The organism is Pseudochelatococcus sp. B33 (assembly GCF_053570585.1).
Map to the genome: position 1 here is coordinate 49679 of NZ_JBSEFH010000021.1, position 25603 is coordinate 75281.

A 25603-nucleotide genomic window follows, 5' to 3' on the forward strand; every position below is an offset into this window, starting at 1 on the left:
CAGATGGCCGACGCACCACATGCTGCCACGCGAGGGACTCCGGTTCTCGAATGCCGCAACCTCTGTATCTCCTACTTCACCCGCAGCGGAGAAATCCCGGCGGTCGTCGATTTTAATCTTCGGCTGATGCCCGGCGAGGCCCACGGGCTGGTCGGGGAATCCGGCTGCGGCAAATCAACCATTGCGCTGGCGATCATGCAGTATCTCGGCCGCAACGGCCGCATCGTCGGTGGTCAGATTCTGTTCGAAGGCCGCGACATGGTCGCCATGTCGAAGGAGGAGCTGCGCCGGATCCGCGGGTCCGAAATTGCGATGGTCTATCAGGAACCGATGGCTTCGCTCAATCCGGCCATGACCATAGGCGCGCAGCTGGCCGAGGTTCCGATCTATCATGACGGGGCAAGTCGCAGCGAAGCGCTCAGACGTGCGCATGACATGCTGCAACGTGTCCGGTTGCCCGATTGCGACCGTATCATGCGCGCCTATCCGCATCAGATCTCGGGCGGACAGCAGCAAAGGGTGGTGATCGCGATGGCTCTGCTTTCGCAGCCAAAGGTTCTGCTGCTCGACGAGCCGACCACCGCGCTCGATGTCACGGTCGAGGCCGGGATCGTTGAACTGATCCGTGAAATCGCAGAGCTTTATGGCACGTCGCTGCTCTATGTCTCGCACAATCTGGGCCTGATCCGCGAAACCTGTGACCAGCTGACGGTGATGTATTCGGGCGAAGCCATCGAAACCGGCAGCGTGGCGCAGGTCTTCACGCAAATGCGCCACCCCTATACCCGCGGGCTGTTCGCCTCGATTCCGGTGCCGGATGCGGACAAGAACACGCGTCCGTTGCGGTCGATTCCCGGACATCTTCCGGCGCCACAGAGCCGACCGGAAGGCTGCAATTTCAGTACGCGATGCGGGTTCTTTGCGCCCGGCCTGTGCGATCGGGGTCCCGTTCCGATGCTGCCCGCCGGAACAGGCTTTTCGCGCTGCGTCCGTGTGGATCAGATCGACTGGACTTCGGCAGAGCGTGAAGACGAACATCAAGCGCCCACCCCGATCGGGGATGTCGTCGTCAGAGTCGACCGGCTGAGCAAATCCTACAGCCGCGTTCAGGCGAACCGTGCGCTCAGCTTCGACGCCAGACATGGCGAGACGGTCGCCATCGTCGGGGAGAGCGGCTGCGGGAAATCCACATTCGCGCGAATTCTGGTGGGGCTCGAACAGGCCAGCTCGGGCACGCTCACCGTATCGGGAACCGAACTCGGTTCCACCCCGGTTCAGAAACGTTCGCGGGAGACGATCCGGAATTTGCAGATGGTGTTCCAGAACCCGTTTGACACGCTCAACCCGAGCCACAGCGTCGGGAGCCAGATCGCGCGGGTCATCCGTAAATTCGGCGTCGAGACCGATGAGGCACGGATCCGCGCCCGTGTTCTTGAACTGCTCGATCTGGTTAAGTTGCCGCATGAATATGCCGAACGGCGCCCGCGCCAGCTGTCGGGTGGCCAGAAGCAACGCATCGGGATCGCCCGGGCCTTTGCCGGAAATCCGGCGGTCGTCGTGGCTGACGAACCGGTGTCTGCACTCGACGTTTCGGTCCAGGCTGCGGTTGCGGAGCTTCTGATGAACATTCAGCGCGACCAGAAGACCACGCTGATTTTCATCAGTCATGATCTGGCGGTTGTGCGCTACCTCGCTGACCGGATCGTCGTGATGTATCTTGGCCGGATCGTCGAACAGGGGACCGCCGACGAGGTCTTTGCGCCTCCCTATCATCCCTATACCGAGGCGTTGCTTTCGGCCGTGCCTGTCGCCGATACGCGGGTCACCAAGCGCAAAGTCATTGTCTCCGGCGACCTGCCTTCTGCCAGCGATCCCCCGAAGGGCTGTCCCTTCTCGACAAGATGTGGTCATGCGATCGAAGGGGTTTGCTCGAGCGAGGTTCCGCCGCTCCACCGCTTTTCCCCTACGCATCATATCGCCTGCCACCTCCCTCCGGACGCCCTGCAGCGGATGGAGCCGGTATTCTCCGTTTCATCTGCCGCGCAGTAATCGGGAACATCCGCATGGACGAGCCCCATGATCTGATTGTTTCCGGTGCCCGTGTCGCCTGGCGAGGCGATTGGATCGACTGCGACATCGGCATTCGCGGCGGGAGGATCGCGGCCCTTGGTCACGGGCTGCACGGTTGCGCGCGCATCGCGGCCGCCGGACTTTGGGTAATGCCCGGGGGGATCGACAGCCATTGCCATGTCGATCAGCCCGGAGACGCGGCGCGCGGCATGGATGATTTCATGAGCGCTTCGCGCTCGGCGCTGTTTGGCGGCACCACCACGATGATCCCGTTCGCGATGCCCGAGCCGCAGGACGCCCGCAGATCCTGTCCGGTCGCCGCATTCGAGCGGGCCATGGCCCTGGCCGAGGGACAGTCATTCATCGATTACGGCTTTCACGCCGTTCTGTTGCCCGCAATGGCCACCGATCTCGTCGACAGCTTCCAGCGGCTGATCGCAAGCGGTGTGAATACCGTGAAAGTCTTCCTTACTTACGAAGGCTACGCTGTTCCGGACGCGGCAATCCTAAGGATTATGGAGCTGGCCCGCAGTTCCGGCGTCATTGTCATGCTGCATGCCGAAAGCGACGAGATCGTTCGCTATCTGACGACGCGGCTTGAGCAGGCCGGCAAGACCGCGTTGCGCTACCACGGGGTGGCGCATCATGCAGCGGCCGAGCATGACGCGACCAACCGGATGACCTGTTATGCCGAGGTTACCGGCGCGCGGATCATCATTCTGCATGTCTCCGCCCAACGTGCGCTCGACGAGATCATCTGCGCGCGCAGGGACCGAAATGTCCGGGTCAGTGCCGAGACCTGCCCCCAGTATCTTTTCGCCAATGCCGAAGATCTGAGCGCATGCGATGCCAGGGCCGCCAGAGCGCTGTTTTCCCCGCCGGCAAGGGGGCGCCGTGATCAGGACTATCTCTGGAAAGCTCTTGCGGACGGGGAGATCGCTATCTGGTCATCGGACCATTCACCTTCGATGCTGGCTGACAAGCTTCCCACCGGGTCACCGCCCAGTTTCCAGACCGCTGCCAGTGGTCTTCCCGGACTGGAAACCAGGTTGCCGCTGCTGTTCTCCGAGGGACTGCTTGCGGGACGCATCGGCCTGGGACGCTATCTGGAACTGGCAAGTTCTGCTGCGGCCGGACTCTATGGGCTGGCCGATCGCAAAGGGACCGTCGACATCGGCCTCGATGCAGATCTGGTCCTCTGGGATCCGAAGCGCCGCTGGCGAATCGAGCACAGCCAGATGCACAGCCGCACAGACTACTGCCCTTACGAGGGCATTCATGTCACCGGAAAGCCTGTGACAGTCCTACTTCGCGGCAAGGTGGTTCTTCAGGACGAAGCCTTGCCGGATGGTGAAAAGCCATGTGGCCGGTATCTGCCACGTTCGCCGCTATCAGAAGATCAACCGTTTTTCCTTGCAGAGGACGTAGAAAGATGGCCCGTTATCTGACCCTCGCCGCCTGCCAGATGGGTCCTGTCCAGCGCAGCGACAGCCGCGCCGAGGTGACTGACCGCCTTGTCGCTTTGTTGGAGCAGGCGGCCGCCGCCGGCGCGACATTGGCAGTCTTTCCCGAAATGGCCCTGACGACATTCTTTCCCAGATGGGACATGAGCGATCAGTCCGAGATCGACAGCTTCTATGAAACCGCGCTTCCCGGCCCCGAGACAGGCCGCCTTTTCGATGCCGCTGCCCGGCTGGGGATCGGCTTTTCACTTGGTTACAGCGAGATGGCGACCGTCGATGGCGCCTGCCGCAGGTTCAATACGAAGGTGCTGGTGGATCGGCAGGGCCGCGTTCTGGGCAAATACCGCAAGATCCATCTGCCGGGCTCTGAGGATCAGGAAGAGGCGACGACGATCCATCTTGAACGGCGCTATTTTGAGCCGGGCGACCTTGGCTTTCCGACCTTCGACTTTCACGGCGTCCGGATCGGCATGGCTTTGTGCAATGACCGCCGCTGGCCCGAAACCTATCGGATGCTCTGTCTGCAAGGGGCCGAGGTTGTGCTGATCGGCTACAATACTCCGTTGCTGCTGGACGAGGCACCGGCTTTCAGCCATCTGCGGATGTTCCACAACCACCTGCCCATGCAGGCCGGCGCGTACCAGAATACGGTCTGGATTGCCGCTTCGGCAAAGGCCGGCGTCGAAGAAGGTCAGGCTTTGATCGGGGGATCATGCATCATAGCCCCCACAGGCGAGATCGCCGCCCAGGCGATGTCGCTCGGAGACGAGGTGATCATCCACGGTGCCGACCTCGATATGATCGCTGCCTGCAGAAGGGTGAATTTCGACTTCGCACGATATCGGCGACCTGACCAGTATCGACTGATTTCCGAAACGGCGGGTCCGGTGACGGCCTTCGTGGAGGAAAGTCATGGGTGATTTCCTTGTTGCGGGGGATCTGGCACGCCGCCTGTTCGCCGAGCTCGCGCAGGCGACCGGCGACGCGCCCGGCGTTACCCGCGCAGCCTATGGATCGGGAGAGGCTTTTGCCCATGCAGTGATCCGGCGCGAGGCCGCCGCGCTCGGCGCCGGGCTTCACACGGATGCGGCAGGAAACCTCTACGCGACACTGGCAGGTGAGAACCGCAACCTGCCGGCGCTGTTCATAGGGTCGCATCTCGATACTGTGCCGCATGGCGGCAACTACGACGGCGCAGCAGGCGTGGTCGCGGGTCTAGTGACCATGGCGGAACTGGCAGCACATGATCAGATCCCTCCCCGCGACCTGACGATGATGGTGACGCGGGCTGAGGAATCGGCATGGTTCCCGTTGTCCTACCCCGGCGCGCAGGCTGCGCTCGGCAAGCTGACGTCCCAGGACCTGGACACGGTTCGCAACGACACCGGCCGATCGCTCGCCGATCATATCCGGGATGCTGGTTTCGATCCCGGGCCGTTGCGCGCTGGCGTTCCGCAGATTGATCCGTCCCGGATCGCGGCCTTCCTCGAGGTCCATATCGAACAGGGACCCGCATTGGTCACAATGGGGCAGCCGCTCGCAATCGTCTCGGCGATCAGCGGCGGGCTGCGCTATCCACGAGCGCGCATTCTCGGCGCCTACGGGCATTCAGGTGCGGAACCCCGGGCGACTCGTCGCGACGTCGTGCCCGGTTTTGCTGATCTGGTTCGCGGTATGGATGCGATCTGGGATTCCCACGAAACCGCGGGAGACAGGCTGACCCTGACCTTCGGCAGGGTGGAGAGCGATCCGGCCCAGCACGGCGGCAGCGTGGTCCTTGGTGAGCTTGGCTTCTGTCTCGACATTCGCAGCGACGACGTCGGGGTGCTGGCCTCGGTGGACCGGGAGTTGCAGGCGCTGTGCCGGGCCATCGAACAGAGCCGGAGCCTGCGGATCGAGCTTGGCGAGACCATGACTTGGTCACCGGCCACGATGGACACCGATCTGATCGCGCGGCTTGCCGCGGCAGGGGAGTCGTTGGACCTGAGGCTGCCGCAGCTTGTCAGTGGTGGCGGGCATGATACCGCGGCCTTCGTCGCGGCGGGCATTCCGTCCGCAATGCTGTTCCTGCGCAATGAGAACGGAAGTCACAATCCGGACGAGGCGATGGATATGGACGATTTCGATCTTGCAGTCGCTACTCTTCTGGCGCTGGTGCGGGAATTCCCCCGAGACTTCCGGGCGCCGCAAGCGCATTGACACGCGGCACGCCCGTCCCGTGTTCCCCCCTCGAATGGAGCATCTGATGATTTCGGATCCCGCGAAGACCGCGCTTCTTGTCATCGACCTGCAGAATGAATACCGCGCCGACGGCACTTATCCGGTCGAGGGTTTTGCGGAGATCCTCGCCAATACCATGCTGCTGATGGAGGCGGCCCGGCGCATCGGAATGCCGGTCTGGCATATCCAGGCCGCTGTGGAGGAACAGGAAAAACCCGCCTACCCGCTGCTGCATTGCATGATCTCTCCCGAATTCAGCTCGGCGGTTGCAGGCAGCCGCGCGGCGGAGATCTGCGACGAGGTTGCGCCGGCGCCCGGTGATGTCCGGTTCAGGAAGATCTGGCCCTCGGCCTTTCGCAACAGCGATTTGGAACACCGGCTTCGCGGAGCCGGTATCGATACGCTTTTTGTGACAGGCGTCTGGACGGACAGCTGCGTGCGCGCCACCGTATTCGACGCGGTGTTCGCCGGGTTCCGTGTCTGGTTGATCAAGGACGCCTGCGGCAGTGGAACCCGAGCCATGCACCGCACCGCGATCCTTGACATGGCCAATCGCCTCTATGGCGGGGGCGTCACTTCCACCGGACGCGTGATCGACATCATGCAAGGCCGGCAGGCGAGCAACTGGGTTTGTACCCGTCCGGTTGAGTTTCAGTACCAGATGGATACAATTGACGCCCTGTATGACGCTCTCTGACTGGCACGGAAGGTATGAGGACAGGCGTACCCCCTGTCGTTTCCCGACATTTTCCCACAAATACCAATCCCGAATTTGCCATCCCGCATGACAGAGCCAAAGCCGCCAAGCCCTCGGACCATTGCCCTCGCCAACCGAATTCTGGACCACGTCGTGGATCAGAAACTGTCAAAGGGCGCGCCACTGAGAGAGGTTAGTCTTGCGAACATACTGAATGTCTCGCGGACACCGGTCCGGAGCGCTCTCCGGCTGCTAGAGGAGCAACGGCATGTGGAGGCCGTGCCCAACAGGGGCTTTTTCCTTGCCACTGATGGGGAAAGCCTGCGGAAAGCGCGGCTCGACATGCCCCCCTCGACGACGAGTATCCTCTTTTCGGCCATTATCCGCGCCTATATCGCAGGAACAATCCCGGCAAGCTTCAGCCAGAACGATCTTACGAGGACGTTCAAAGTCCCGCGGGCTCCGCTTGTTCAGGTTCTTTCGCAGATGGAAAGCGAAGGGATCATCATTCGCGCCGGGCAGAGTTACACCTTTCAGCCGATTCTCGAAAACCACACAGCCTTGCGCAACAGCTATCAGTTGCGCGAGGCTCTGGAGCCGGCCGCTTTGCGCCTGCCTCAGTTTCATGCGGATCCCGTTGAGCTCGCCGAATTCCGCCAACGACACGAACAGATGATCCGGCGGGAGAAGGTCCATCCGGAAATCGGGGACGAAGTTTTCGTCCTTGACGCGGAGTTCCACGAATTTCTTGCGCGCAGCGCCGGCAATCTGTTTTTTCTTCAGGCGATTCAGCAACAGAACAGATTGCGTAGGGTCATCGATATCGTGAGTTATGAGGAGGCATTAACCCGAGAGCGTATTTCCAGGTGGTGCCAGGAGCACCTCAATGTGATCGAAGCACTAGAAACAGGAGATAATCAGCTCGCCGCAGATCTTCTCGCGATACATTTGCGTTACGCCACTCAGGAGAGTGATCGGCTTGCCAAGGAATATTTCGTCTCGAATGAAGGCCGGCTTCAGAATCATTACAAGAAGAACTGAAAGTTTTGATTTCAACAACTTCAGGACCTGTCCGGGTTCCTGGCTCGGATACAACACATCTCCGTGAAAGCCATGAGGCAATGACACTGAATCCATCACACCTGAATTTGTAGTGCTTTCCGGGTTGCCGCTCTCCGGACGGCGACCGCCGGTCACCATTTGAACATCCCGCCAAGGAATTGACCATGACACGCTCCGCTCCCCAGGTTCCAATCGAAGTCGACTGCCAGACGGGCATCTGGCTGACCGACGGCATGCCGATGATCTACCTGCCACGCCATTTCTACGTTAATCATCACGAGGCGCTGGAGCGGGCATTCGGCCGGGAAGCGCTTCGCAAGGTGCTGCACGAGGCCGGATACAAATCCGCCTGGGAATGGTGTGCCAAGGAATCCAGGGTTCACGGTCTGCGCGGTCTGGATATTTTCCGCCATTATCTGAGCCGGCTGTCCCTGCGCGGGTGGGGACAGTTCGCGCTGCACGAGCTCGACGAGCAATCGGGCGCCGCCCGGATCGGGCTGACGCATTCCATCTACGTGGAGCACTACGGTCAGAAGTCCGGTACGACCCTGTGTTATCCCTTCACAAGCTGGTTCGTCGGCGCTCTCGAATGGGCCGGCAACGACCTGCAGCGCGCCTGGAAGCTCACGGCGCAGGAGGTGGAATGTGCAGAGCAGCAAGGGCACGATCATTGCGTCTTCGAGGTTGCCCCGGTGTCCTCCTAGGCGCATCCCCACCACTGTTCAAATCACACAAGCTTCACGTGCCGAAAGAACACCCCCATGCCCGCGATGACGCAAGACCTTGTCGACCTGGCCCGCAAACTGATCGCCCTCGACACGATCAACCCGCCCGGCCAGGAAAGCGAAGCCGTAATGTTCTGCGCGTCCTGGCTGAAGAACATCGGGTTCGACTGCACCGTTCATAGTCATTCCCCAACGCGCGCCAGCCTGATCGCGACGCGGGAGCGGGGCAGCGGGCTGCCGCTGTGCTTCAGCGGCCACCTCGACACAGTACCCTTGGGCAACGCTCCGTGGACCCGTCCCCCGTTCGACGGGCTGACAGAGGGAGACTGGCTCTTCGGACGCGGATCGAGCGACATGAAGGGCGGTGTGGCGGCATTTCTGCTTGCATGCCGAGAAGTCACCTCGGTCAAGGGTGGCGTGACGATCATCCTGACAGCCGGAGAGGAAACGGGCTGTGATGGCGCGCGTTGGCTGGCGGAGGCCGGCGTGCTGCCCGCTGCGGGGGCGATGATCGTGGGCGAATCCACGGACAACCGCCCCCTGGCCGGACACAAGGGCGCCTACTGGCTGAAGCTAGTGACGCACGGCAAAACGGCCCATGGCGCCACGCCGGATCGCGGCGTGAACGCCATCCTCAAGGCGACGCCGCTGCTCTCCCGCCTGACCGGGCTCGATCTTGGCGTCTCGCATCCCGTAATGGGGCGGGCGACCTGGAATCTCGGCACGATCCATGCCGGCCTGAACACCAATTCCGTGCCCGACCGCTGCGAGATGACGCTGGATCTGCGCTCGGTCGATGGTATCACGCACGCCGAAATCCGGGATAAGATGGGAGCGCTGGCCGGCCCGGATATCGATATCGAGACGCTTCTCGATCTGCCCGCAGTCTGGACCGACCCCGACGAGCCGTGGTTTGCGCAATCCGCCGGCACCATCGCCCGGATCACCGGAGTCGCGTCCGAACCTGCCGTCGCAAGCTATTTCACCGATGCATCGATCCTGAAGCCGGCGATGCAGGATCTGCCGGTGATGATCCTCGGCCCCGGCTCCGTCGATCAGCCGCACAGCACGGACGAGCATATCCGCATTTCGCGCATGATCGAGGCGGTCGAACTCTATTCCGCACTGCTTCGCGAGTGGGACGGCCGCAAGATCGCGTAACGATCGTAAACCGGGAAGCGTGCTTCCGCCTTACGCCGCCGCCTGTTCGAAAAGCCAGTCCTTGAAGATCCGGATTTCGCGATTTGCCTTCCTGCGGTAGACGACATAGTAGTCGTAATTCGTCAGCATGGTATCGAACGGCGCGACCAGATCGCCCTTCTCGATCTCGGCGGCCAGCAGTTGCGGATTGCTCAGGGCAACACCCTGACCGTTGATCGCCGCATGGATCCGCACGTTGGTGTCGTCGATGAAAACATGGCGCCTCGACCCGAGACTGGCATCTCCGGCCAAGGCGAGCCAACGCAGCCAGTTTCCATATGTCCCCTCGTGCAGCAGCGTATTGGTCCGCAGATCGGAAAGCTGTTGCGGCTTTCCGTCGTTGCCGCAAAGCGTGGGACTGCATACCGGCGTGAGTCCGCAAGGCATCAGGAACTCTACATCCACATCGGGCCAGTTTCCGTCACCGGCGAGGATCGCGATATCGAAATCGTCGCTGTCGAAATCAACTGTGCCGTTCGTATGATTGAGCCTGATCTTGCAATCCGGATGCAGCTCATAAAATCGGGAGAGCCGCGGGGACAGCCAGTTGGAGGAGAGCAACGGACGCAGAATGATGGTTATGACGTTATTCCAGGGCTCCGATTTCGCCTCGTCGACCGCCACGGCTATCATGTCGAATGCGTCGCGCACCGAGCCATACAGGGCACTGCCGGTCTCCGTCAGGCTCAACCCGGATGGCGAGCGCTGGAATAGCGGCTTGCCCATATAGTCCTCAAGCAGCTTTACCTGATGGCTGATTGCGGACTGGGTGACGTTCAGCGCCTCCGCTCCGCGCGTGAAGCTGAGATGACGAGCGGCGGCCTCAAATGCCTTAAGCGCGTTCAGGGGTGGCAGACGGGACATGGATGACAACCTCGCTGACGTCCTTGGAAACCGCTCTGGTCGCTTATGCAGCGTGCGTCAGCCGGCGGTGTCAAGGAAGATGGAGCGGCGGCTCCGGATCACCCTCGCCGCTCGAAGTCTTGCCTTTCAGGGCGCTTCAGCCCCAGATTCTCGCGCAGGGTCGTGCCGGTATAGGCGGAGCGGAACAGCCCCCTGTCTTGAAGTTCGGGCACGACCAGGCGCGCGAATTCGTTCAGTTCGCAGGGCAGGACGGCCGGCTGGATCAGGAAACCATCCACGGCGTAGTTCTCGAACCAGGACTGGATCTCGTCCGCCACGTCCACCGCGGTGCCCTTGACTACGTGCTGGCCGCGACCGATCCCATATTCCTCATACATCTGCTTCAGCGTCAACTCCCGCTCGAAAAGATAGGCATAGCGCGGATTGGTTCGGCGCTCTTCGGCCGAAATGTATTTTTCAGGCAGCGGCTGATCGACATCGCAATCGGACAGATCGATCCCGCCAAAGACGTTCGACAGCAATTCCTTGCCGATCGCCGGATGGATTTTCTCCTGCAGGTATTCGATCTTTTCATCGGCCTCCCTGCGGGTGTCGGCCACGATCACATTCAGCCCCGGCATGATCAGAATATCGCCCTCCTCGCGTCCTGCGCCGACAGCCGCGTTTTTCAGCTCGCGGTAGAATTTCTGACCTTGCGCCAGACTGTGCAGGGGCGTGAAGACGACCTCGGCGTGCTGTGCGGCCAGGCTCGTCCCCGTGACCGAGGCGCTGGCCTGGAACAGCACCGGATAGCCCTGGGGAGGCCGCGCCATGTTAAGCGGGCCGCGGACCCGGAAATAGTCGCCGACATGATCGAGCCGGTGCAGCTTCCGCGGGTCGAAATAGCGCTGGCTCTCACGGTCCCGGAGGAAAGCGTCGTCGGCATAGCTGTCCAGCAACCCCTTGACGACCTCGACGAACTCGCGCGCCCGTTCGTAGCGCGCGGTATGGTCGAAGTGCACGTCGCGACCGAAATTGTAGGCTTCCGACGCATTGCCCGAGGTGACGATGTTCCAACCCGCCCGACCACCGCTGATATGGTCGAGCGAAGCAAATTTCCGCGCGATCTGATAGGGTTCGTTATAACTGGTGGTTGCCGTCGACACGAGGCCGATATGGGCGGTCACAGCGGCGAGAGCGGGCAGGAGCGTCAGCGGATCGAAGAAAACCATATATTGCGGCCAGCGCGACAACGCCTCGAGATTCCCGTCGCGGGTGGCCTGCGCGTCGGCGAAAAAGATCAGGTCGAACTTCGCGGCCTCCGCAGTTTGCGCTAGTTCCTTGTAGTGCGTAAAATTGGTGCCCGCGTCGATCTGCGCTCCTTCATGCAGCCAGGCGGCAATGTGGTTCCCCGTCGGGTGGAAAAGTGCACCTAGCTTGATCTGTTCTTTTCTGACACTCGCCATCACAAACCTCCAGTCCGCAACGCATCACGCCAAGACGCGGGAAGTGTTTCCCGGATGCCCGGCTTCAATGATTCCCGGCGGCCGGCCCCTCCGTTGTCAGCAGCGCCCGCACATCGATCGCGGCGACGCCGCTGGCGTTGGCCATCAGGGGGTTCACCTCGAGATCAACCAGCCGGGAATCGAGTGCTTGAGCCACATCGCCCATCCTTACGATCGCCTCGGCTACCGCCTCCAGAGCGATCCTCGGCCTGCCCCGCCAACCGTCCAGCAGCGGCCAGATGCGCAGCTTGCGCAACATCGCCATCGCCGTCTCCCGGCTGACCGGCGCAAGCGCGATCTGCACGTCGGCAAGAAGTTCAACCAGCGTTCCTCCGGCCCCGACCGCGATCACCGGGCCAAGGCCAGGCTCGTTGCGGATGCCGACCAGGAGTTCGACGTCGGCGTCGAACATGGACTCGACCAGCACCCCGTCGATCGGCGCATCGGGGAGCGCCGTGGCGACCCCGGCCCTGACCGCCTCCCAGGCACGATGCAGCCCCGCTTCGTCAACGATATTGATCTTGACCGCACCGACATCGCTCTTGTGGATCAAATCCCGGCAGACCGCCTTCATCGCCACCGGATAGCCCAGCGTTGCCGCAGCAGCGCAGGCTTCATCCAGATTTGCGCAGAAATGGCCGGCAACCACCGGCACGCCGAACGCCTTGACCAGACCTTTGGCCTCGGGCTCGGTCAACCGCCCCTGAAGGTCGGACAAACCGGCGGGAGGGCGCTTCGGCGCCGACCTCTCCCCGACGCACAGCGGACCAGCGCGCCGCATCTCGCCGTAGGTCATCACCGCGCGCAGCACGCGCACCGCCCGATCGAGCGAATCGAAGAACGGAAGCCCGCGCGACCGGCAATAGGCGCGCGCCCCATCGGCTGCCGCCCCCGGGGTGAACCACAGGACGAAAGGCTTGCCCGAAGCGGCCAACGCCTCGGCCACCTCGGCGCAGATTTCGGTATAGGGACGGGAGGTATTGAGCGCCGCTATCACCGCGGCGACCCGCTCGTCCGCGGCCAAGACTCCGGAGCATGCCCCCGCCACGGCGTCCATACGCCCTGACGCGGCATGGACGCCGCCGAAGTCGACAGGATTGCGGGCATAGGCCGGCAGCAGATGATCGAGCAGGCGGGAACGTGTTCCCTCGCCGGGTTCGGCGAGCCCCAGGCCGTTTTCGGCCAGCTTGTCGGCTGCGATGGTCAGGCTGCCGCCGGAGGTCGAGACCAGCCCGACGTCCCCCTCGCCCGGCATCCCACAACGGATCAGCAGATCGGCGGCACGGATCATATCGTCGGGATCATCCATCAGGATGACGCCATGCTGCTCGCAGACCGACCGCAGCACATCATAGGAGCCGGCGACGCTCGCGGTATGCGACATCGCCGCCGAGACGCCGGCGTCAGTACGCCCGGCCTTGTAGAGAAAAAGCGGCTTGTTTGCGCGGCCGCAAGCCCCGGCAAGCCGCACAAACCGTCGGAGATCCTTGAACTCTTCCATATAAAGGCAGATCGCATGGGTTTGCGCATCCGCGATCATCGCCTCAAGGAAATCGCAGGCTTCGAGATCCGCCTGATTGCCCAAGGAGACGCAACGAGAGAAGCCGATGCCGTCGGTACGCGCCCGGTCGTAAAGAGAGACCATCAGGCCGCCGCTCTGGCTTATCAGCCCGATCTGTCCCGGCAGCAGCCCGTTGTCGTCGAACACAACCGATGAACAGAGTGCGAGATTCCGCGACGGTATGATGAGCCCCATGCAGTTGGGGCCGAGAATGCGCATTCCCGTCTCTCGCGCGATGCGCATCAGCTCTTCCTGGCGGGCCCGCCCGTCGGCATCCGCCTCGGCGAAGCCCGTGGTCACGATAATGCAGCATCCAACCCCCGCAGCCGCGCACTCGCGACAGATGTCGACCACAAGCTGCGGGCCGACCGAGAGCAGCGCCAGATCAACAGGGCCCGGGGCCTCGGCAATATGGGCGACGGCCCGCAGGCCCATGATTTCCGTCTCCTTCGGATGGATCGGCACGATCTCGCCGCCGAAGTCGAATTTCAGAAGCTGGGCAATGACCCTGGAGCCATATTTGGTGGGGTCTTTCGATGCGCCGATCACGGCGACGCTGCGGGGGTTGAGGATCGTCTCGATCCGGGATGGAAGGGGCGCACAGTTGTTGTCGGGCATTTCAGGATCCGGTTAACGTATCTTGTCAGGGCATCGGCTAACTTGTCAGCCTTTCGTCCCGGTCTTGTCCCGCCAGTTCTGCTGGCCCGAGGCGCCTTCGAAGCTGAGCCGGTGCAGCCGGTAGAGGTTCTGGCCTTGCTGGACGGCGGTCTCCCAGGGCAGGTTGAAACCCATGTCGAGCGCCTCCATCTCGACGCGCACGGCATTAGGCGGCATTTTCGCGACTTTCGCGGCAACCTCCTCAGCCGTTTCCAGCACCTTGTTGTCGGGCACGACGCGGTTGATCAGATGGATGCGGCGAGCTTCTTCCGCATCGATATAGTCACCGGTCAGCAACAGCATCGCCGCTTCGCAATAGGGAATGTGCTGCGCAAGCTGCATTCCGGCGCTCATGCCGGCATAGCCATAGGCGACTTCCGGCAGGCCGAATTTCGCACTCTGTCCGGCGATCCGGATACAGGTCAGCCGCAACAGATAAACTACGCCCTGGCCGATGCAATAACCGGAAACAGCGCCGATGATCGGCTTGAAGCGACGCAGCCGCATGATGTCTTCTTCCCAGCCGGGACGCGACGGCTGCTCGCCCTCGTTCTGGTGGAGAAAGAGGTAGGCATCGAGCTCCTGCTCCCGCGTTCGCTCCGGCCTGAAGTTGTTCTTCAAGTCCGCGCCCGCCGAGAAAGCTCGGCCGTCCGCGCCCATGAGAATGCCCACCCGCACATCGGCATCGAGTTCGAACTCCCTCAGATGGAAATAGAGCTCCTTGTGCATCATCGGGGTGAAGACGTTCACCTTCCCGTTGTCGATAATGAAATATCCGATCCCGTCTTTCTTTTCGTAGCGGACAGTCACGTCGAAATCCTTTGAAGAGAAGCACGTCAAAGCAGGAGAGTGTTTTTTCTGGTCCGGCGGGGAACGAGATAACTTGAGCGGCGTCCGTGGATCCGTGCTGTTCGCCGCTCCAGCCGCCCGGCCTCCAGTTGCAAGCGACTGGGTTGGAGGCGGTCAGAGCGAAGCGTTAGGGGAACGGAACCAGTTCCGACTTCACGATATACTGGCCGCTATCAGGATACTGGGCCGCCATTTCCTGAAACTTGCCACTGAAGATCAGATAATTCAGCGACGCGTTGACGAAATTCAGGAAATCGGCCTCACCCTTCTTGACGACCCAGGCGCTCGGATGAATATTGAATGGCTCTTTCAGCAGCGATTTCGCGTTCGGATCCTGCTCGAGATAGCGCTTCGCCGCCGTGGAGTCGTTCAGGCCCGCGTCGGCACGGCCAGCGGCCACCTCCAGGAAGGGTGCGGCCTTGTTCGTGGTGTTCAGCTCGATGAGCTGCGCATTCGGCAGCGCGCGGCGTACGAATTCTGCGCCCGAACCGCCTTGCAGTACGGCGATCTTGACTTCCGGCTGGTTCAGGTCCTCGATCTGCGAGAAGCGTTCCTCGTCCTTGCGAACGACAAAGGACTCGCCGACAAACAGGAGCGGGCGCGTGAAGTCGATCGCCGCCGCGCGCCGGACTGTCATGAAGCTGTCCGCAATCGACAGGTCCACCGCCCCGGACTGGATCGATGCGATCAGGTTGGCGAAGGACAGTTCCGAATATTCGATCTTCACCCCGAGTTCGCCAAAGATATAGTTGGCGGCGTCGACGAAATAGCCGGTCATCTCGCCGGTCTTGGGGTCGCGATCGATCAGGGGAGGATAAAGACTATAGCCGATCTTCACCACTTTATCACGCTGGATGCGGTCGAGAATGCCCTGAGCTTGCGCGGTACTTACCGACGCCATGGCGAGGGCCACGACCGACAACAGCAACACCCCGGTCATTCTGAGGAAATTAAGCAGTCTCATCGTCTTTTTCTCCAGATGATTGGTCATTGTTTGTCACCGTGCGAACGACGGATCCGCTTGAGGAAATCAATCGTCCGGGGATGATTGGGATGGCCGAAGATCTGCGCGGGGGGGCCCTCTTCGGCAATGAGGCCTTCATCGACGAAGATGATGCGATCGGCGATTTCCTGGATGAAGGCCATCTCGTGCGTCGCGATCAGCATGGTCATCCCGTCGTCGGCGAGCTGGCGCATTACTTCCAACACTTCGCCGACAAGTTCCGGATCGAGCGCGGAGGTCGGTTCGTCGAAAAGCATCGCCTTCGGATGCATGGCCAAGGCACGGGCGATCGCCGCGCGTTGTTGTTGGCCGCCCGACAGAGTGCTCGGATAGGCGTGCAGCTTATCCTCCAACCCCACCCGGGACAGGATCGCCATCGCTTCTTCCGTGGCTTCGTCGCGCGGGACCCCGCTTACCATGATCGGCCCCTCGATCACGTTCTGCAGCACAGTCATGTGCGGAAACAGATTGAAGTTCTGGAACACCATGCCGATCTGGGCGCGCAGTTTGGTGAACCGCCGCTCGGTGTTGGGCACCCAATTGCCCCGCGCATTCTGCGAAGCGTCGACCCGCGCGCCCTCGAACCAGATCTCGCCGCTATCCGGCGTTTCGAGGAAATTCAGACACCGCAGCAAAGTGCTCTTTCCCGAGCCGCTACGGCCGATGACGCCGACGACCTCCCCAGGCCCGATCTCGACATCAATGCCCCGCAGGACGCTATTCGCACCGAACGTCTTCTTCAGACCGATGGTCTTAATCATCGACATGCTCATGACCGTTTCGCCCAATACTTCTCAAGCCACCGCGAGAGCCAGATCATCGGCAGGATCAGCGCTGCGAAAGCGATCGCGAGGGCCGTGTATATCTCGAACGGCCGGAAAGTTGTGGTGACGACACCATTCGCCTCGTGCATCAACTCATAGACCGCAAGTGTCGAAGCCAGCGTCGTCAGCTTTACCAGGTTCGCCAACTCATTGATGAAAGGCGGGATCATCCGGCGTACAGCCTGCGGAAGGATGATCCGGCGCATCGCCGTCATGTAGTTCATTCCGATCGCCCGCGCCGCCAGGAACTGCCCTCGGTCGATCGAGGCGATGCCACCGCGGAATATCTCCGCCACATATGCAGCGGTATGCAGGCCAAGCCCGACCACGCAGGCCGAGAATGCCCCCAGCCGAACGCCCAGCAGCAGAGGCAACGCATAGTAAAGCCAAAAGAGCTGCACGAGCGTCGGCGTACTACGAAAGAATTCCACAAAGATCCCGGCCGGCAGACTGAGGATCCTACTCTTCGTGTTGCGCATAATACCGAGCGGAAGGCCGACCATCAGCGACACAAGCAACGACAGCGCCGTTAGCTGCGCCGTTACTATGGCACCACGGACAAAAACTTCCCGATAGTCCCATATGATGTATAGATGCCAATTATACTCCATGCTTCACCTCGAACATAGCAATGCCGGAGGCATGGAGCCAATACACCTGAATCGACTTCGTCCATTTCAGGCTGAAAGCAAACGCTCTTATTGGTTTATTCACGCGATTCCCCACTGACAGATAGATTTATTGGCGCCGGATTTTCCGCCGCGACAGATCGGGCACGCGGCCCGACACACGGGACCGCCACCACAGAAGCAGACTATCTCGATGCCGCACCATGTATCTCCCTGGAAACAGGAAAATACATTGGAGAGTTCCCCTGATGTTATTTATCGTAAATTGACAAATCAACCCTTATTAGTGCATTAAACGCACAAAAACAATCGATATTAATACAATAGTTGAACAAAAAATAACCGTATATGCTAATTTTTATTCATGCATCAACCTGTCGTCACCCGACTGAATAACGCAATTTCCCTGCAGAGCCTCCTCCCCGCCGGAATCACAAACAATCAGACATGCTGCCCCGCATTCCCCCGCGCGGATCGATTACCATTAGACCGGTCGACTAGACAGTCATCGCATTTAATGCTAACTATCGCGCCCTGTCAACGGGAACGACCATGTTGAAACAATTCCATAACAAAGGAGCAAGGGCATGAGGGCGCTGGTAGTGGACCAGGTCGAGGGCAAGACCTCTGCGGCATTGAGGGAGATCGAGCCGGCGCCGCTGGAAGACGGAAACGTGCTGGTGAAGGTCGAGTATTCGACCATCAACTATAAGGACGGGTTGGCGATCGCAAAGGGAGCCCCGGTGGTTCGGAAATGGCCGATGATCGCCGGGATCGACGGGGCCGGGATTGTCGAAGAGAGTGCGGACCCCGCCTTCCAGCCCGGAGACAGAGTCGTGGTGAACGGCTGGGGGCTGGGCGAAATCCACTGGGGGTGCCTGGCGGAAAAGGCGAGCCTCAAGGGAGCATGGCTGCAGAAACTGCCCCCCGCCCTGTCGAACCAGCAAGCAATGGCAATCGGTACGGCAGGCTACACGGCCGCCCTCTGCGTGACAGCTCTCGAAGAGCGCGGTGTGACTCCGGAAAGCGGGGACATCCTTGTCACAGGTGCGACCGGAGGCGTTGGGAGCATTGCGATCTCGCTGCTTTCGCAAGCAGGATTCCGGGTCGTTGCCTCGACCGGACATACGGCCGAGGCGGATTATCTGAAGGAGCTGGGTGCCGCCGAAATCATCGATCGGGAGACGCTCTCCGCTCCCGGCAAGCCGCTTCAGCGGGAGCGCTGGGCAGGGGCCATCGATGTGGCGGGAAGCACCACCCTGGCGAACATTTGTGCATCCATGCAATATGGCGGCACCGTCGCAGCCTGCGGCCTCGCGCAGGGCATGGACCTTCCGCTGACCGTCGCCCCCTTCATCCTTCGCAGCGTCGGACTGATCGGCATCGACTCGGTGATGGCGCCGATGGCCCGCCGCGTCGTCGCATGGGAACGGCTCGCCCGCGATCTGGACATGAAAAAACTTGACGCCATTTCCCGGGTGATTTCTCTAGACGAAGTCATCGAGAACGCCCCACGCATCCTCGCCGGCGAGATTCGGGGGCGTCTCGCTGTGAAGATAGGCTGACGGAGGCTCTCGCTCCGTATTAATAGACGACCGGTTGGTACACGATATGGATCTCAATTCCGAAACCATCTCAAAAAAACCCAAGAAGGCAGAGACCCGTGCCAGGCTCATCCAGATTGGAACCGAGATTCTGTCAGAGAAAGGTCTCGACGCCACCGGTCTGGATGAGGTGCTGCGGCTGTCCGGCGTTCCCAAGGGATCGTTCTATTATTATTTTGAAAGCAAGACCGATTTCGGCCTTGCCGTAGTCGATAACTATGCTTTCCTCTGGGAGCAGAAGCTTACACGCCTGCTGCGCGATCCCAGTGTCACTCCGCTTCAGCGGATTCACAATTATATTTCAGAAAGCATCCGCGGACTGGAAAAATATTCGTTTCGACGCGGATGTCTTGTGGGAAACCTTGCGCAGGAGCTTGCTGTCCTGGACGACGCGTTCCGGGCGCGTCTGCAGCAGGTGCTGAATAGCTGGGCACACTTCCTGCAATCTTGCCTGGATGAAGCCAAGAAAAATGGAGAGCTGGTCGCCGATTGCAACACCAGACAATTGGCGGAGTTTTTCTGGACCTCCTGGGAGGGAGCTATACTTCAGGCAAAACTGTGGCGTTCGACCAAACCGATCGAGCAGTTTCGCGAGGTATTCTTCCGCCTGATCAAAGCCCCGGCGGGCTGACCGGTTCATGGACACGCCGTCCCGAGCCGGCACGGCGGACAGAAATCGGAACCTTACCGCCGCGCCATCTCCTTATTGACGCGTCAATATCGTCCAAAAACGCCACCGTTTTCTGGTTCAATGCTCCATGCATTTGAAAGAATTGCAGGGCCTTTCCGATCGCTTATGATTGGAAAGGCTCTGTGGCGTCGAGCCAGAAAGTGTGCACACTTCTGGAAAAAATTTGATGCTTTAATAAATGGATAGAGTGGCGGCAGCGCGATGCCGGCTGAATGCCCTCCGCTCTAGACCATGTTGATAATGGCCCGTGGCACGGAATTCACCGCTTCGCCTCCGTTTTCGCCGACGATCGTCGTCTCCCCGAGGCCCATGCTCGTGCTCGTGGTCCCGTCGAACAGGATCATGTGCAAAAAGAATACCATGCCCGGCTCGATCACCTGGGGATTACCTGTCCAGAACATCGGCCAGTCCATCCAGGTCGGAGGATATGTTGCACCCAGCGTGTAGCCGCAGGCGCTCATGGCCGCCTCGCCGAAGCCCCGCTTGTCCATGACCTGCTTGTGGAGATCGAAAGTCTCGCCGACGGTTCGGCCCGGCCGAAGCGCTTCCTGACATGCGTCGAGCGCCTCGGCGCAGGCCTTGTACATGTCCTGCTGCAAAACGGAGGGCTCGCCAACGATTACATTATACATGGCGCAGGCATGATAATGGCGATAGGCGGCCGCCGGCTCGAAGAAGACCTGATCCTTCTCCCCGATGATTTCTTCGCCCGTATGGTAGCGTGCAAGCAGCGCCATTTTACCTGCACCTAGCGGCCAGCGGGACGCGGACGGATCACCGCCATTGGCGAGCAGGACCTGCATCATGTCGCCGAATATCGCCTTGGTCGACACGCCGGGGCGACATCTGGCAATGCTTGTCTCGCAGATCAGATCGCATATCTTTCCTGCCTTGCGTACGTACTCGAGCTCTCTCGGGCTTTTGACGAGGCGTAGCAGCCTTACGAGATCCGACGCGTCCACAAGGTTGCAGAAGTCGCACAGGGCGGCATCGACCGCCTTCGCCCTTTGCCCGGTGAATCCGTAGGCATGATACTCGACGCCCAGTTTCCTTCCCGCCATCCCGAAGTCTTGCAGCATATGGCGCAGATCGATCGCGGGATTGGCCGTGTCGCTGTCGCGCCAGATGCGGACGTCCTCGATGATCGATGTCATCATCGACTGGAGGCGATCGATCGGCCTCGTCAACAGCGCGCACCGCCCGTCGGCCCCCAGATACATGGTCTGGAACATGGAGTATCCCGACGTATCGTAACCCGTGAGATAGTACATGCTCTCCTGACGGAAGATGAGCAGGCCATCGAGGCCCTGCGCCTGCATCTGCGCGCAAGCGGCCTTCTTTCTGGCGAGGAATTCTTCTTTCGGAAAATGGAGCGTTGGCATGTGTCTTACCGGCCCTGTGTCACTAAAAGCCTCTATTTGAAGCACTTCGGAATTGCGACGCGGGAACGGATGTATGCTGGCCCCAGCACTAGAATCCGCGCCAAACAAAGTCGTGCATTGCACGATCCGATCCGGCCGGATCGTGCACTAGTCGATATCGGGCCGCTGATGGAACGGCAGCCGATCAACCCTGGGCGTCCACGTCTTCGACTGGATGAGCGACTGAACATGGCTGCAGACCTGATCGAGGCGGGCAAACCATACGTGATCGCACTCGCGCATATAGGCGATCAGATCGACGATCGCCGACAGGCGGGCAAGCCTGCCCGAGAGGAAGGGATGCCAGACGGTGATCCAATGCGCGCCATAGTCCCGAGTCGCATCGAATTCCGCGCGGAAAACTTCCATGGCGCGGCTGGGCGCCGAGATCGGCATCATGAAGTCGAAATCCCGGTTGTGCATGTAATGCGGCCAGTCATCCGATGTCCAGTCGACCGGAAACTCGATCAGGCTGCCCCGCTCGGTCGCCAGCACGGAGGGGATTTCGCCGCCCATCAGCGAGGAATCGTATTCGAAACCGGTGTCTACCAGCAGATCCGCGGACCGGTCCGAAAAGGTAAACCCCGGCGCACGCCATCCCCTCGGCTTCACGCCCACCTGTCTGACATAGGCCTCGATCGCCCGATCGAGCAGCTTCGCCTCTTCCTCCAGTGAAAGATCGTGCGATCTCTCGTGCATATAGCCGTGCAGACCTATTTCGTGGCCGTTATCGAGAAGCAGATCGACCGTGGCGGGATAACGCTCGATGACCCAACCGGGCATGAAGAATGTCTGCTGCAACTCCAGGTTTTTAAGCAGCTCGACGAGACGCGGGATCGCAATCGTCGGCTCATATCTCATAAACGACCGCGTTGAGACGAGCTTGCTCACGCGCTCGCGATGCCGGTAAGCAAGACCGCTTTCGACGTCGATGTCCCACGTGAGTGAAACGCAACACTTTTTGCCCTCGGGCCACGGAATGGGATTGGCAATCATGTCTGGCTCATCTGACAAGGACGCATGACGATCGGGTTCGATAGCGCTGCAGCCGCATTTTCAGGACACGTCCTGCAGCGGGACTGAAACGACATCATAGCCAAAAAGCCACTGAGGGTCCCGCGCTCCGCGCCCGATCTTGTTTTCCTGCGAGGCGAGCTGCACTTCGGCAGTACGCTCGAAACGATTGACCTCGTAAAGCCGGAAGGCGAGTTCCATATCCGTGCCGTCGACAGCTTCAATGCAGCGAACCAGCATTGCCGCATCTTCCACCGCCATGCCGCCGCCCTGCCCCAGATGCGGGGTCATGGGATGAGCCGCGTCGCCGAGCATGGTGACGCGGCCCCTGCTCCACGGACGCTGAGGGGGACGTATCATCATCGGCCAGCGGCTCACTTCCTCGCAATTCTCCAGGACGAGGCACGCATCGGGGTGGAATTCACTAAAAGCTGCCCGCATGTGTTCCAGGGAAATCGGCATCGGCGTCAGCTCATCGCTACGCAATTCCTCGGCGCCTGAGGCAACGATATTGTATTCGCCGCGATCCTCGCGCATGCAGTAAATCAGGACATAACGCTCTTCTGGGCCCCACCAGCGGATATAGTCGGCGAGTTCGAGCCTGCCCTTGAGTTTCGCGGTGGGAGCGACCGCGCGGTAGGCCACATGGCCGAAATAGATGGGCGGCTCGGTTCCGAGCAGATATTCCCTGACCTTCGAGTGCAGACCATCCGCCCCGATGACGGCATCGAACGACAGTTCAGTTCCATCCTCGAAGCGTACCCGAACAGAGGATTCGTCAGACTTCAGCCCCGTCAAACGCTTCCCCAGTTGCACGGTATCCGGCGCAACCGCGGCGACAAGCATGTCATGCAGATCTGCCCGGTGGAACGCCATGAACTCCGAGCCGTATTTCTCAGCAAGCTCCAAATTGTCGAACGTATAGAAGGTTTCACCAGTGTCCCACTTCCGGTTGGACTTGGACAAGGGTCTGATGCCGGTCTCCAGCATCGTCTTTCCAAGACCCATGGCATGAAACACGCGTGTTCCGTTGGGTCCGAAATTAATGCCAGCCCCAAGACGGCGGAATTCGGGCGTCTGCTCGAATACAGTGCATTCATATCCGGCATTCTGCAGGAAAATTGCCGTAGACATTCCACCAATTCCGGCACCGATTATTGCAATATGAGGACGACTCTGTTTCGACATTCGCAATCCATAGTCTCAAGAGCAAAGAAGAGGCTCCTGAAAGTAGAAGCATCTATCAATCTCTAATGATAGAAGGATAAATATTTTGGGCAAACGATATATTTTAATGGGGGTATCGAAATCACTCATGCAATGGCCATAGCCTCCCGCCCGGACGCCGACGATGAAGGCGCCGGCACGCAGGATGCACGGTGGGCATCGCCTCCAGCGCTGCAATCGCAGCCGGATCTTGCGAATTGAAGGGCAGTCAACCACAAGCAACGTGGGCGAGAGGCGACCCGTCGAGGCGCTGAATGGTGCATTTGTATGCGCCATTCGCAGCCGCCTCGTGGTGGAGGCCGATCCGCAGGGCCTCCACCCCTTCGATATTGCCGAGGAAGAGCAGCGATAAGGGGCGGTCCAGATGTCTGACGTGATCTTCCCCCCAAGTGCTGAAGGCACGGCCGACAAGCGCGGCATATTCGGCACAATACAACAGGCCTGCTCCGTTGAATTCCTCAAAGGGACAGGGGCAGAAGCTCGTTTCCTTCTTGAAGCCGTCGTCCGGAGCGGCCCACTGGCGCAAGCCGGCGATTTCTTCGGACAGAAGACTCTCGCGCACCGCTCCTTCAGGCCTGAAATGCTTGACCAGAGAGCGCCCGATGGATCCCTTGTCCTTGCCGGCGCGTGAAACGAAAACGGACTGTACGACAACCATGCCGATCTCGGCGCCGTCCACGGCCAGACAATGGACACTCTCCATCCTGCCGTTGGATACGGGATAAAGGTCGGAGCGAATCGACAGCACGGTATTCGCCCGTCCTCGCGAAAGACGCGCATCCACCTTGAGAGCCGAAGTGGCGGGATAGGCTTCGCCCCCATCCGGGGCGCGAAAGTCGGCATCTTCCAAGCCAAGCCGCCGCGCCAGCAACAACCAGTGGCGGTGTCCGAGTTCCTTCAGCAGCCAGGTCCGCGCCAGACCGAACGGTGTCAAGTGCGGCATACCCAACAGGATATGCGGGTGAAGCGCTCTTTCCATTGGATCCCTGGAACCAGGGGCAGAGAAGCGCCGGCAATCGCGTGGCATTATGTTCATGGGAGGGCTTCCATTTGTGAACTGGAAGAAGCGTGTCCGGGCGCTGCGATCCTGTCGGCAATGAAGTCCGCCAGATGATCCACGATGTATGCGGCGTCCTTGGCTATGCCGAGAAAACGGCCCGAGCCCCAGGTCCACAGCCAGGGCAGGCCGAGCACGTAGACGCCCGGAACTCCGGTAACGCCGCGCCGCTGAACCGGATAGCCGGTTCCGTCGAAAATCGGCAAGGCCGCAAAAGACCAGTCCGACCTGAATCCCGTCGCCCAGATGACGCTGGTGATACCCGCCGCCTCGAGGTCGAGTTCCGTCACTTCCTGCTCCGGTTCCCAGAGAGGTTGGTAGACGCTCGGCGGCGGTGCTTCGATGCCGTTCTCGGCGATATGAAGGTCGATCCGCGCGTTGATGCCGTTATAGATGCGGTCTGCCTCGTCGAGGTTCTGCTTCAGATTAGGCCGGAAGCTCATCCGGCCGCTGGAAACTGTCTCCATGCGACCGTAGAGCTTCATACCTTCCCGTGCGAACTTGCGCAGGTCGATGTCATGACCACCGTCGCGACCGGTGAGATAGTGGTTCGTGTCATGCTTTTTCTTGCCCATGCCATCGTGTTCGATGGTGATTGCGTACTGACCGATATCCGTCAGCCAGTCGACGACGTCACGGCCGCGATAGAAGCGGGCGCAGCGCGGAGCGTTGCCGGTGGCCAGATGGACCTTGCGTCCTGCCAGATGCAGGTCCTCCGCAATCTGGCAGCCCGACTGGCCTGAACCGACCACCAGGACGGCACCTTCCGGCAGCGACGCCGGATTGCGGTAATCGACGGTATGAACCTGCAGGATTGATTCCGGCAGTTTTTCCCCAGCGCGTGGAATAAAGGGATCAGCATAGAGGCTTGTCGCGATGATGACGCTCTCGGTCGACACGGTGCCGGCCGACGTTTCGATCCGGAAACGGTCGCCCTCCGGCTCGACGAGCCTCACCTCGGTGTTTTCCAGAACGGGGGCCCTCACCTTTTCGATGAAACGTTCGAGATAGGCGATGATTTCGTCCTTGACCATGAAGCCGTGAGGATCATTCCCGTCATAGGGATGATCAGGCAGCAAGCATTGATAATTGGGGGTGACGAGGCAGAAGGCATCCCAACGTTCGGTCTTCCATTTGTGTGCGGCGGTCTTCTTCTCGAAGACAATGTGATCGATGCCTGCCTTCTTGAGATAGTAGCTGGCGGAAAGACCCGCCTGACCACCGCCGACAACGACTGCGGTGTAACGCTTCTCGAGAGAGAAAGAGATCATGGGACACCTT

At 60.4% G+C, this 25603-nt stretch carries 22 protein-coding genes; 10 read left to right on the forward strand and 12 right to left on the reverse strand.

Features of this window, described 5'->3' with window-relative positions; translation table 11 throughout:
• Positions 1–3 precede the first annotated feature (3 nt).
• The 8 genes from ACUSIJ_RS21365 (at position 4) to ACUSIJ_RS21400 (ending at position 9398) form a co-directional block, all read left to right on the forward strand.
• Positions 4–2049 (forward strand): dipeptide ABC transporter ATP-binding protein, encoded by a 2046-nt coding sequence (locus ACUSIJ_RS21365; RefSeq protein WP_449310448.1) that lies wholly within the window; start codon positions 4–6, stop codon positions 2047–2049.
• A 14-nt stretch (positions 2050–2063) separates the two neighbouring features.
• Complete coding sequence (locus ACUSIJ_RS21370; protein ID WP_449310449.1) at positions 2064–3518, forward strand: amidohydrolase family protein; 1455 nt, start codon at positions 2064–2066, stop codon at positions 3516–3518.
• Entirely contained in the window at positions 3503–4453 is a 951-nt protein-coding gene (locus ACUSIJ_RS21375; protein WP_449310450.1) for a nitrilase-related carbon-nitrogen hydrolase, read from the forward strand. The genes ACUSIJ_RS21370 and ACUSIJ_RS21375 overlap by 16 nt, the downstream gene beginning before the upstream one ends.
• Positions 4446–5732, forward strand: coding sequence for a hydantoinase/carbamoylase family amidase (locus tag ACUSIJ_RS21380; protein WP_449310451.1), 1287 nt, complete (start codon positions 4446–4448; stop codon positions 5730–5732). Before ACUSIJ_RS21375 ends, ACUSIJ_RS21380 begins: the two co-directional genes overlap by 8 nt.
• Positions 5733–5778: 46 nt before the next feature.
• Positions 5779–6450, forward strand: a complete 672-nt coding sequence (locus tag ACUSIJ_RS21385; protein ID WP_449310452.1) for a cysteine hydrolase family protein — start codon at positions 5779–5781, stop codon at positions 6448–6450.
• An 87-nt stretch (positions 6451–6537) separates the two neighbouring features.
• Entirely contained in the window at positions 6538–7491 is a 954-nt protein-coding gene (locus ACUSIJ_RS21390) for a GntR family transcriptional regulator (RefSeq protein ID WP_449310453.1), read from the forward strand.
• Between the two features lie 185 nt (positions 7492–7676).
• Positions 7677–8216, forward strand: coding sequence for a DUF5943 domain-containing protein (locus ACUSIJ_RS21395; RefSeq protein ID WP_449310454.1), 540 nt, complete (start codon positions 7677–7679; stop codon positions 8214–8216).
• Between the two features lie 57 nt (positions 8217–8273).
• Complete coding sequence (locus tag ACUSIJ_RS21400) at positions 8274–9398, forward strand: M20 family metallopeptidase (RefSeq protein ID WP_449310455.1); 1125 nt, start codon at positions 8274–8276, stop codon at positions 9396–9398.
• Between the two features lie 30 nt (positions 9399–9428).
• On the opposite strand, the gene gcvA is transcribed toward ACUSIJ_RS21400, so the two are convergent.
• From gcvA to ACUSIJ_RS21435, 7 genes are all read right to left on the reverse strand, one after another.
• Positions 9429–10301, reverse strand: a complete 873-nt coding sequence (gene gcvA, locus ACUSIJ_RS21405; RefSeq protein ID WP_449310456.1) for a transcriptional regulator GcvA — start codon at positions 10299–10301, stop codon at positions 9429–9431.
• Between the two features lie 98 nt (positions 10302–10399).
• Positions 10400–11746: an LLM class flavin-dependent oxidoreductase gene (locus tag ACUSIJ_RS21410; RefSeq protein ID WP_449310501.1), complete on the reverse strand. Its 1347-nt coding sequence runs from the start codon at positions 11744–11746 to the stop codon at positions 10400–10402.
• Positions 11747–11810: 64 nt separating this feature from the next.
• Positions 11811–13964, reverse strand: coding sequence for an acetate--CoA ligase family protein (locus ACUSIJ_RS21415; RefSeq protein WP_449310457.1), 2154 nt, complete (start codon positions 13962–13964; stop codon positions 11811–11813).
• Between the two features lie 45 nt (positions 13965–14009).
• Positions 14010–14813, reverse strand: a complete 804-nt coding sequence (locus ACUSIJ_RS21420) for an enoyl-CoA hydratase/isomerase family protein (RefSeq protein WP_449310458.1) — start codon at positions 14811–14813, stop codon at positions 14010–14012.
• Positions 14814–14979: 166 nt separating this feature from the next.
• Positions 14980–15843, reverse strand: coding sequence for a substrate-binding periplasmic protein (locus tag ACUSIJ_RS21425; RefSeq protein WP_449310459.1), 864 nt, complete (start codon positions 15841–15843; stop codon positions 14980–14982).
• A complete protein-coding gene (locus ACUSIJ_RS21430) occupies positions 15840–16628 on the reverse strand; it encodes an amino acid ABC transporter ATP-binding protein (protein WP_449310460.1) in 789 nt (262 codons plus the stop codon). The genes ACUSIJ_RS21425 and ACUSIJ_RS21430 overlap by 4 nt, the downstream gene beginning before the upstream one ends.
• On the reverse strand, positions 16625–17290 hold the full coding sequence (locus ACUSIJ_RS21435) for an amino acid ABC transporter permease (protein WP_449310461.1): 666 nt from the start codon (positions 17288–17290) through the stop codon (positions 16625–16627). Before ACUSIJ_RS21435 ends, ACUSIJ_RS21430 begins: the two co-directional genes overlap by 4 nt.
• A 605-nt stretch (positions 17291–17895) precedes the next feature.
• Between ACUSIJ_RS21435 and acuI the strand changes: the two genes are divergently transcribed.
• The gene (gene acuI / locus ACUSIJ_RS21440) at positions 17896–18873 is read left to right on the forward strand and encodes an acrylyl-CoA reductase (NADPH) (protein WP_449310462.1); all 978 of its coding nucleotides are present in this window, start codon (positions 17896–17898) and stop codon (positions 18871–18873) included.
• 46 nt (positions 18874–18919) lie between these two features.
• Positions 18920–19543, forward strand: coding sequence for a TetR family transcriptional regulator C-terminal domain-containing protein (locus tag ACUSIJ_RS21445; protein ID WP_449310463.1), 624 nt, complete (start codon positions 18920–18922; stop codon positions 19541–19543).
• Between the two features lie 284 nt (positions 19544–19827).
• Here ACUSIJ_RS21445 and ACUSIJ_RS21450 read toward each other — a convergent pair whose 3' ends face one another.
• The 5 genes from ACUSIJ_RS21450 to ACUSIJ_RS21470 form a co-directional block, all read right to left on the reverse strand.
• Complete coding sequence (locus tag ACUSIJ_RS21450) at positions 19828–20985, reverse strand: M24 family metallopeptidase (RefSeq protein ID WP_449310502.1); 1158 nt, start codon at positions 20983–20985, stop codon at positions 19828–19830.
• Between the two features lie 147 nt (positions 20986–21132).
• Positions 21133–21885, reverse strand: coding sequence for a polysaccharide deacetylase family protein (locus ACUSIJ_RS21455; protein WP_449310464.1), 753 nt, complete (start codon positions 21883–21885; stop codon positions 21133–21135).
• 195 nt (positions 21886–22080) lie between these two features.
• On the reverse strand, positions 22081–23226 hold the full coding sequence (locus ACUSIJ_RS21460; protein WP_449310465.1) for an FAD-dependent monooxygenase: 1146 nt from the start codon (positions 23224–23226) through the stop codon (positions 22081–22083).
• A 247-nt stretch (positions 23227–23473) separates the two neighbouring features.
• Positions 23474–24244, reverse strand: coding sequence for a Pnap_2097 family protein (locus tag ACUSIJ_RS21465; RefSeq protein ID WP_449310466.1), 771 nt, complete (start codon positions 24242–24244; stop codon positions 23474–23476).
• Between the two features lie 53 nt (positions 24245–24297).
• Positions 24298–25593: an MSMEG_0569 family flavin-dependent oxidoreductase gene (locus ACUSIJ_RS21470; RefSeq protein WP_449310467.1), complete on the reverse strand. Its 1296-nt coding sequence runs from the start codon at positions 25591–25593 to the stop codon at positions 24298–24300.
• Positions 25594–25603 lie beyond the last annotated feature (10 nt).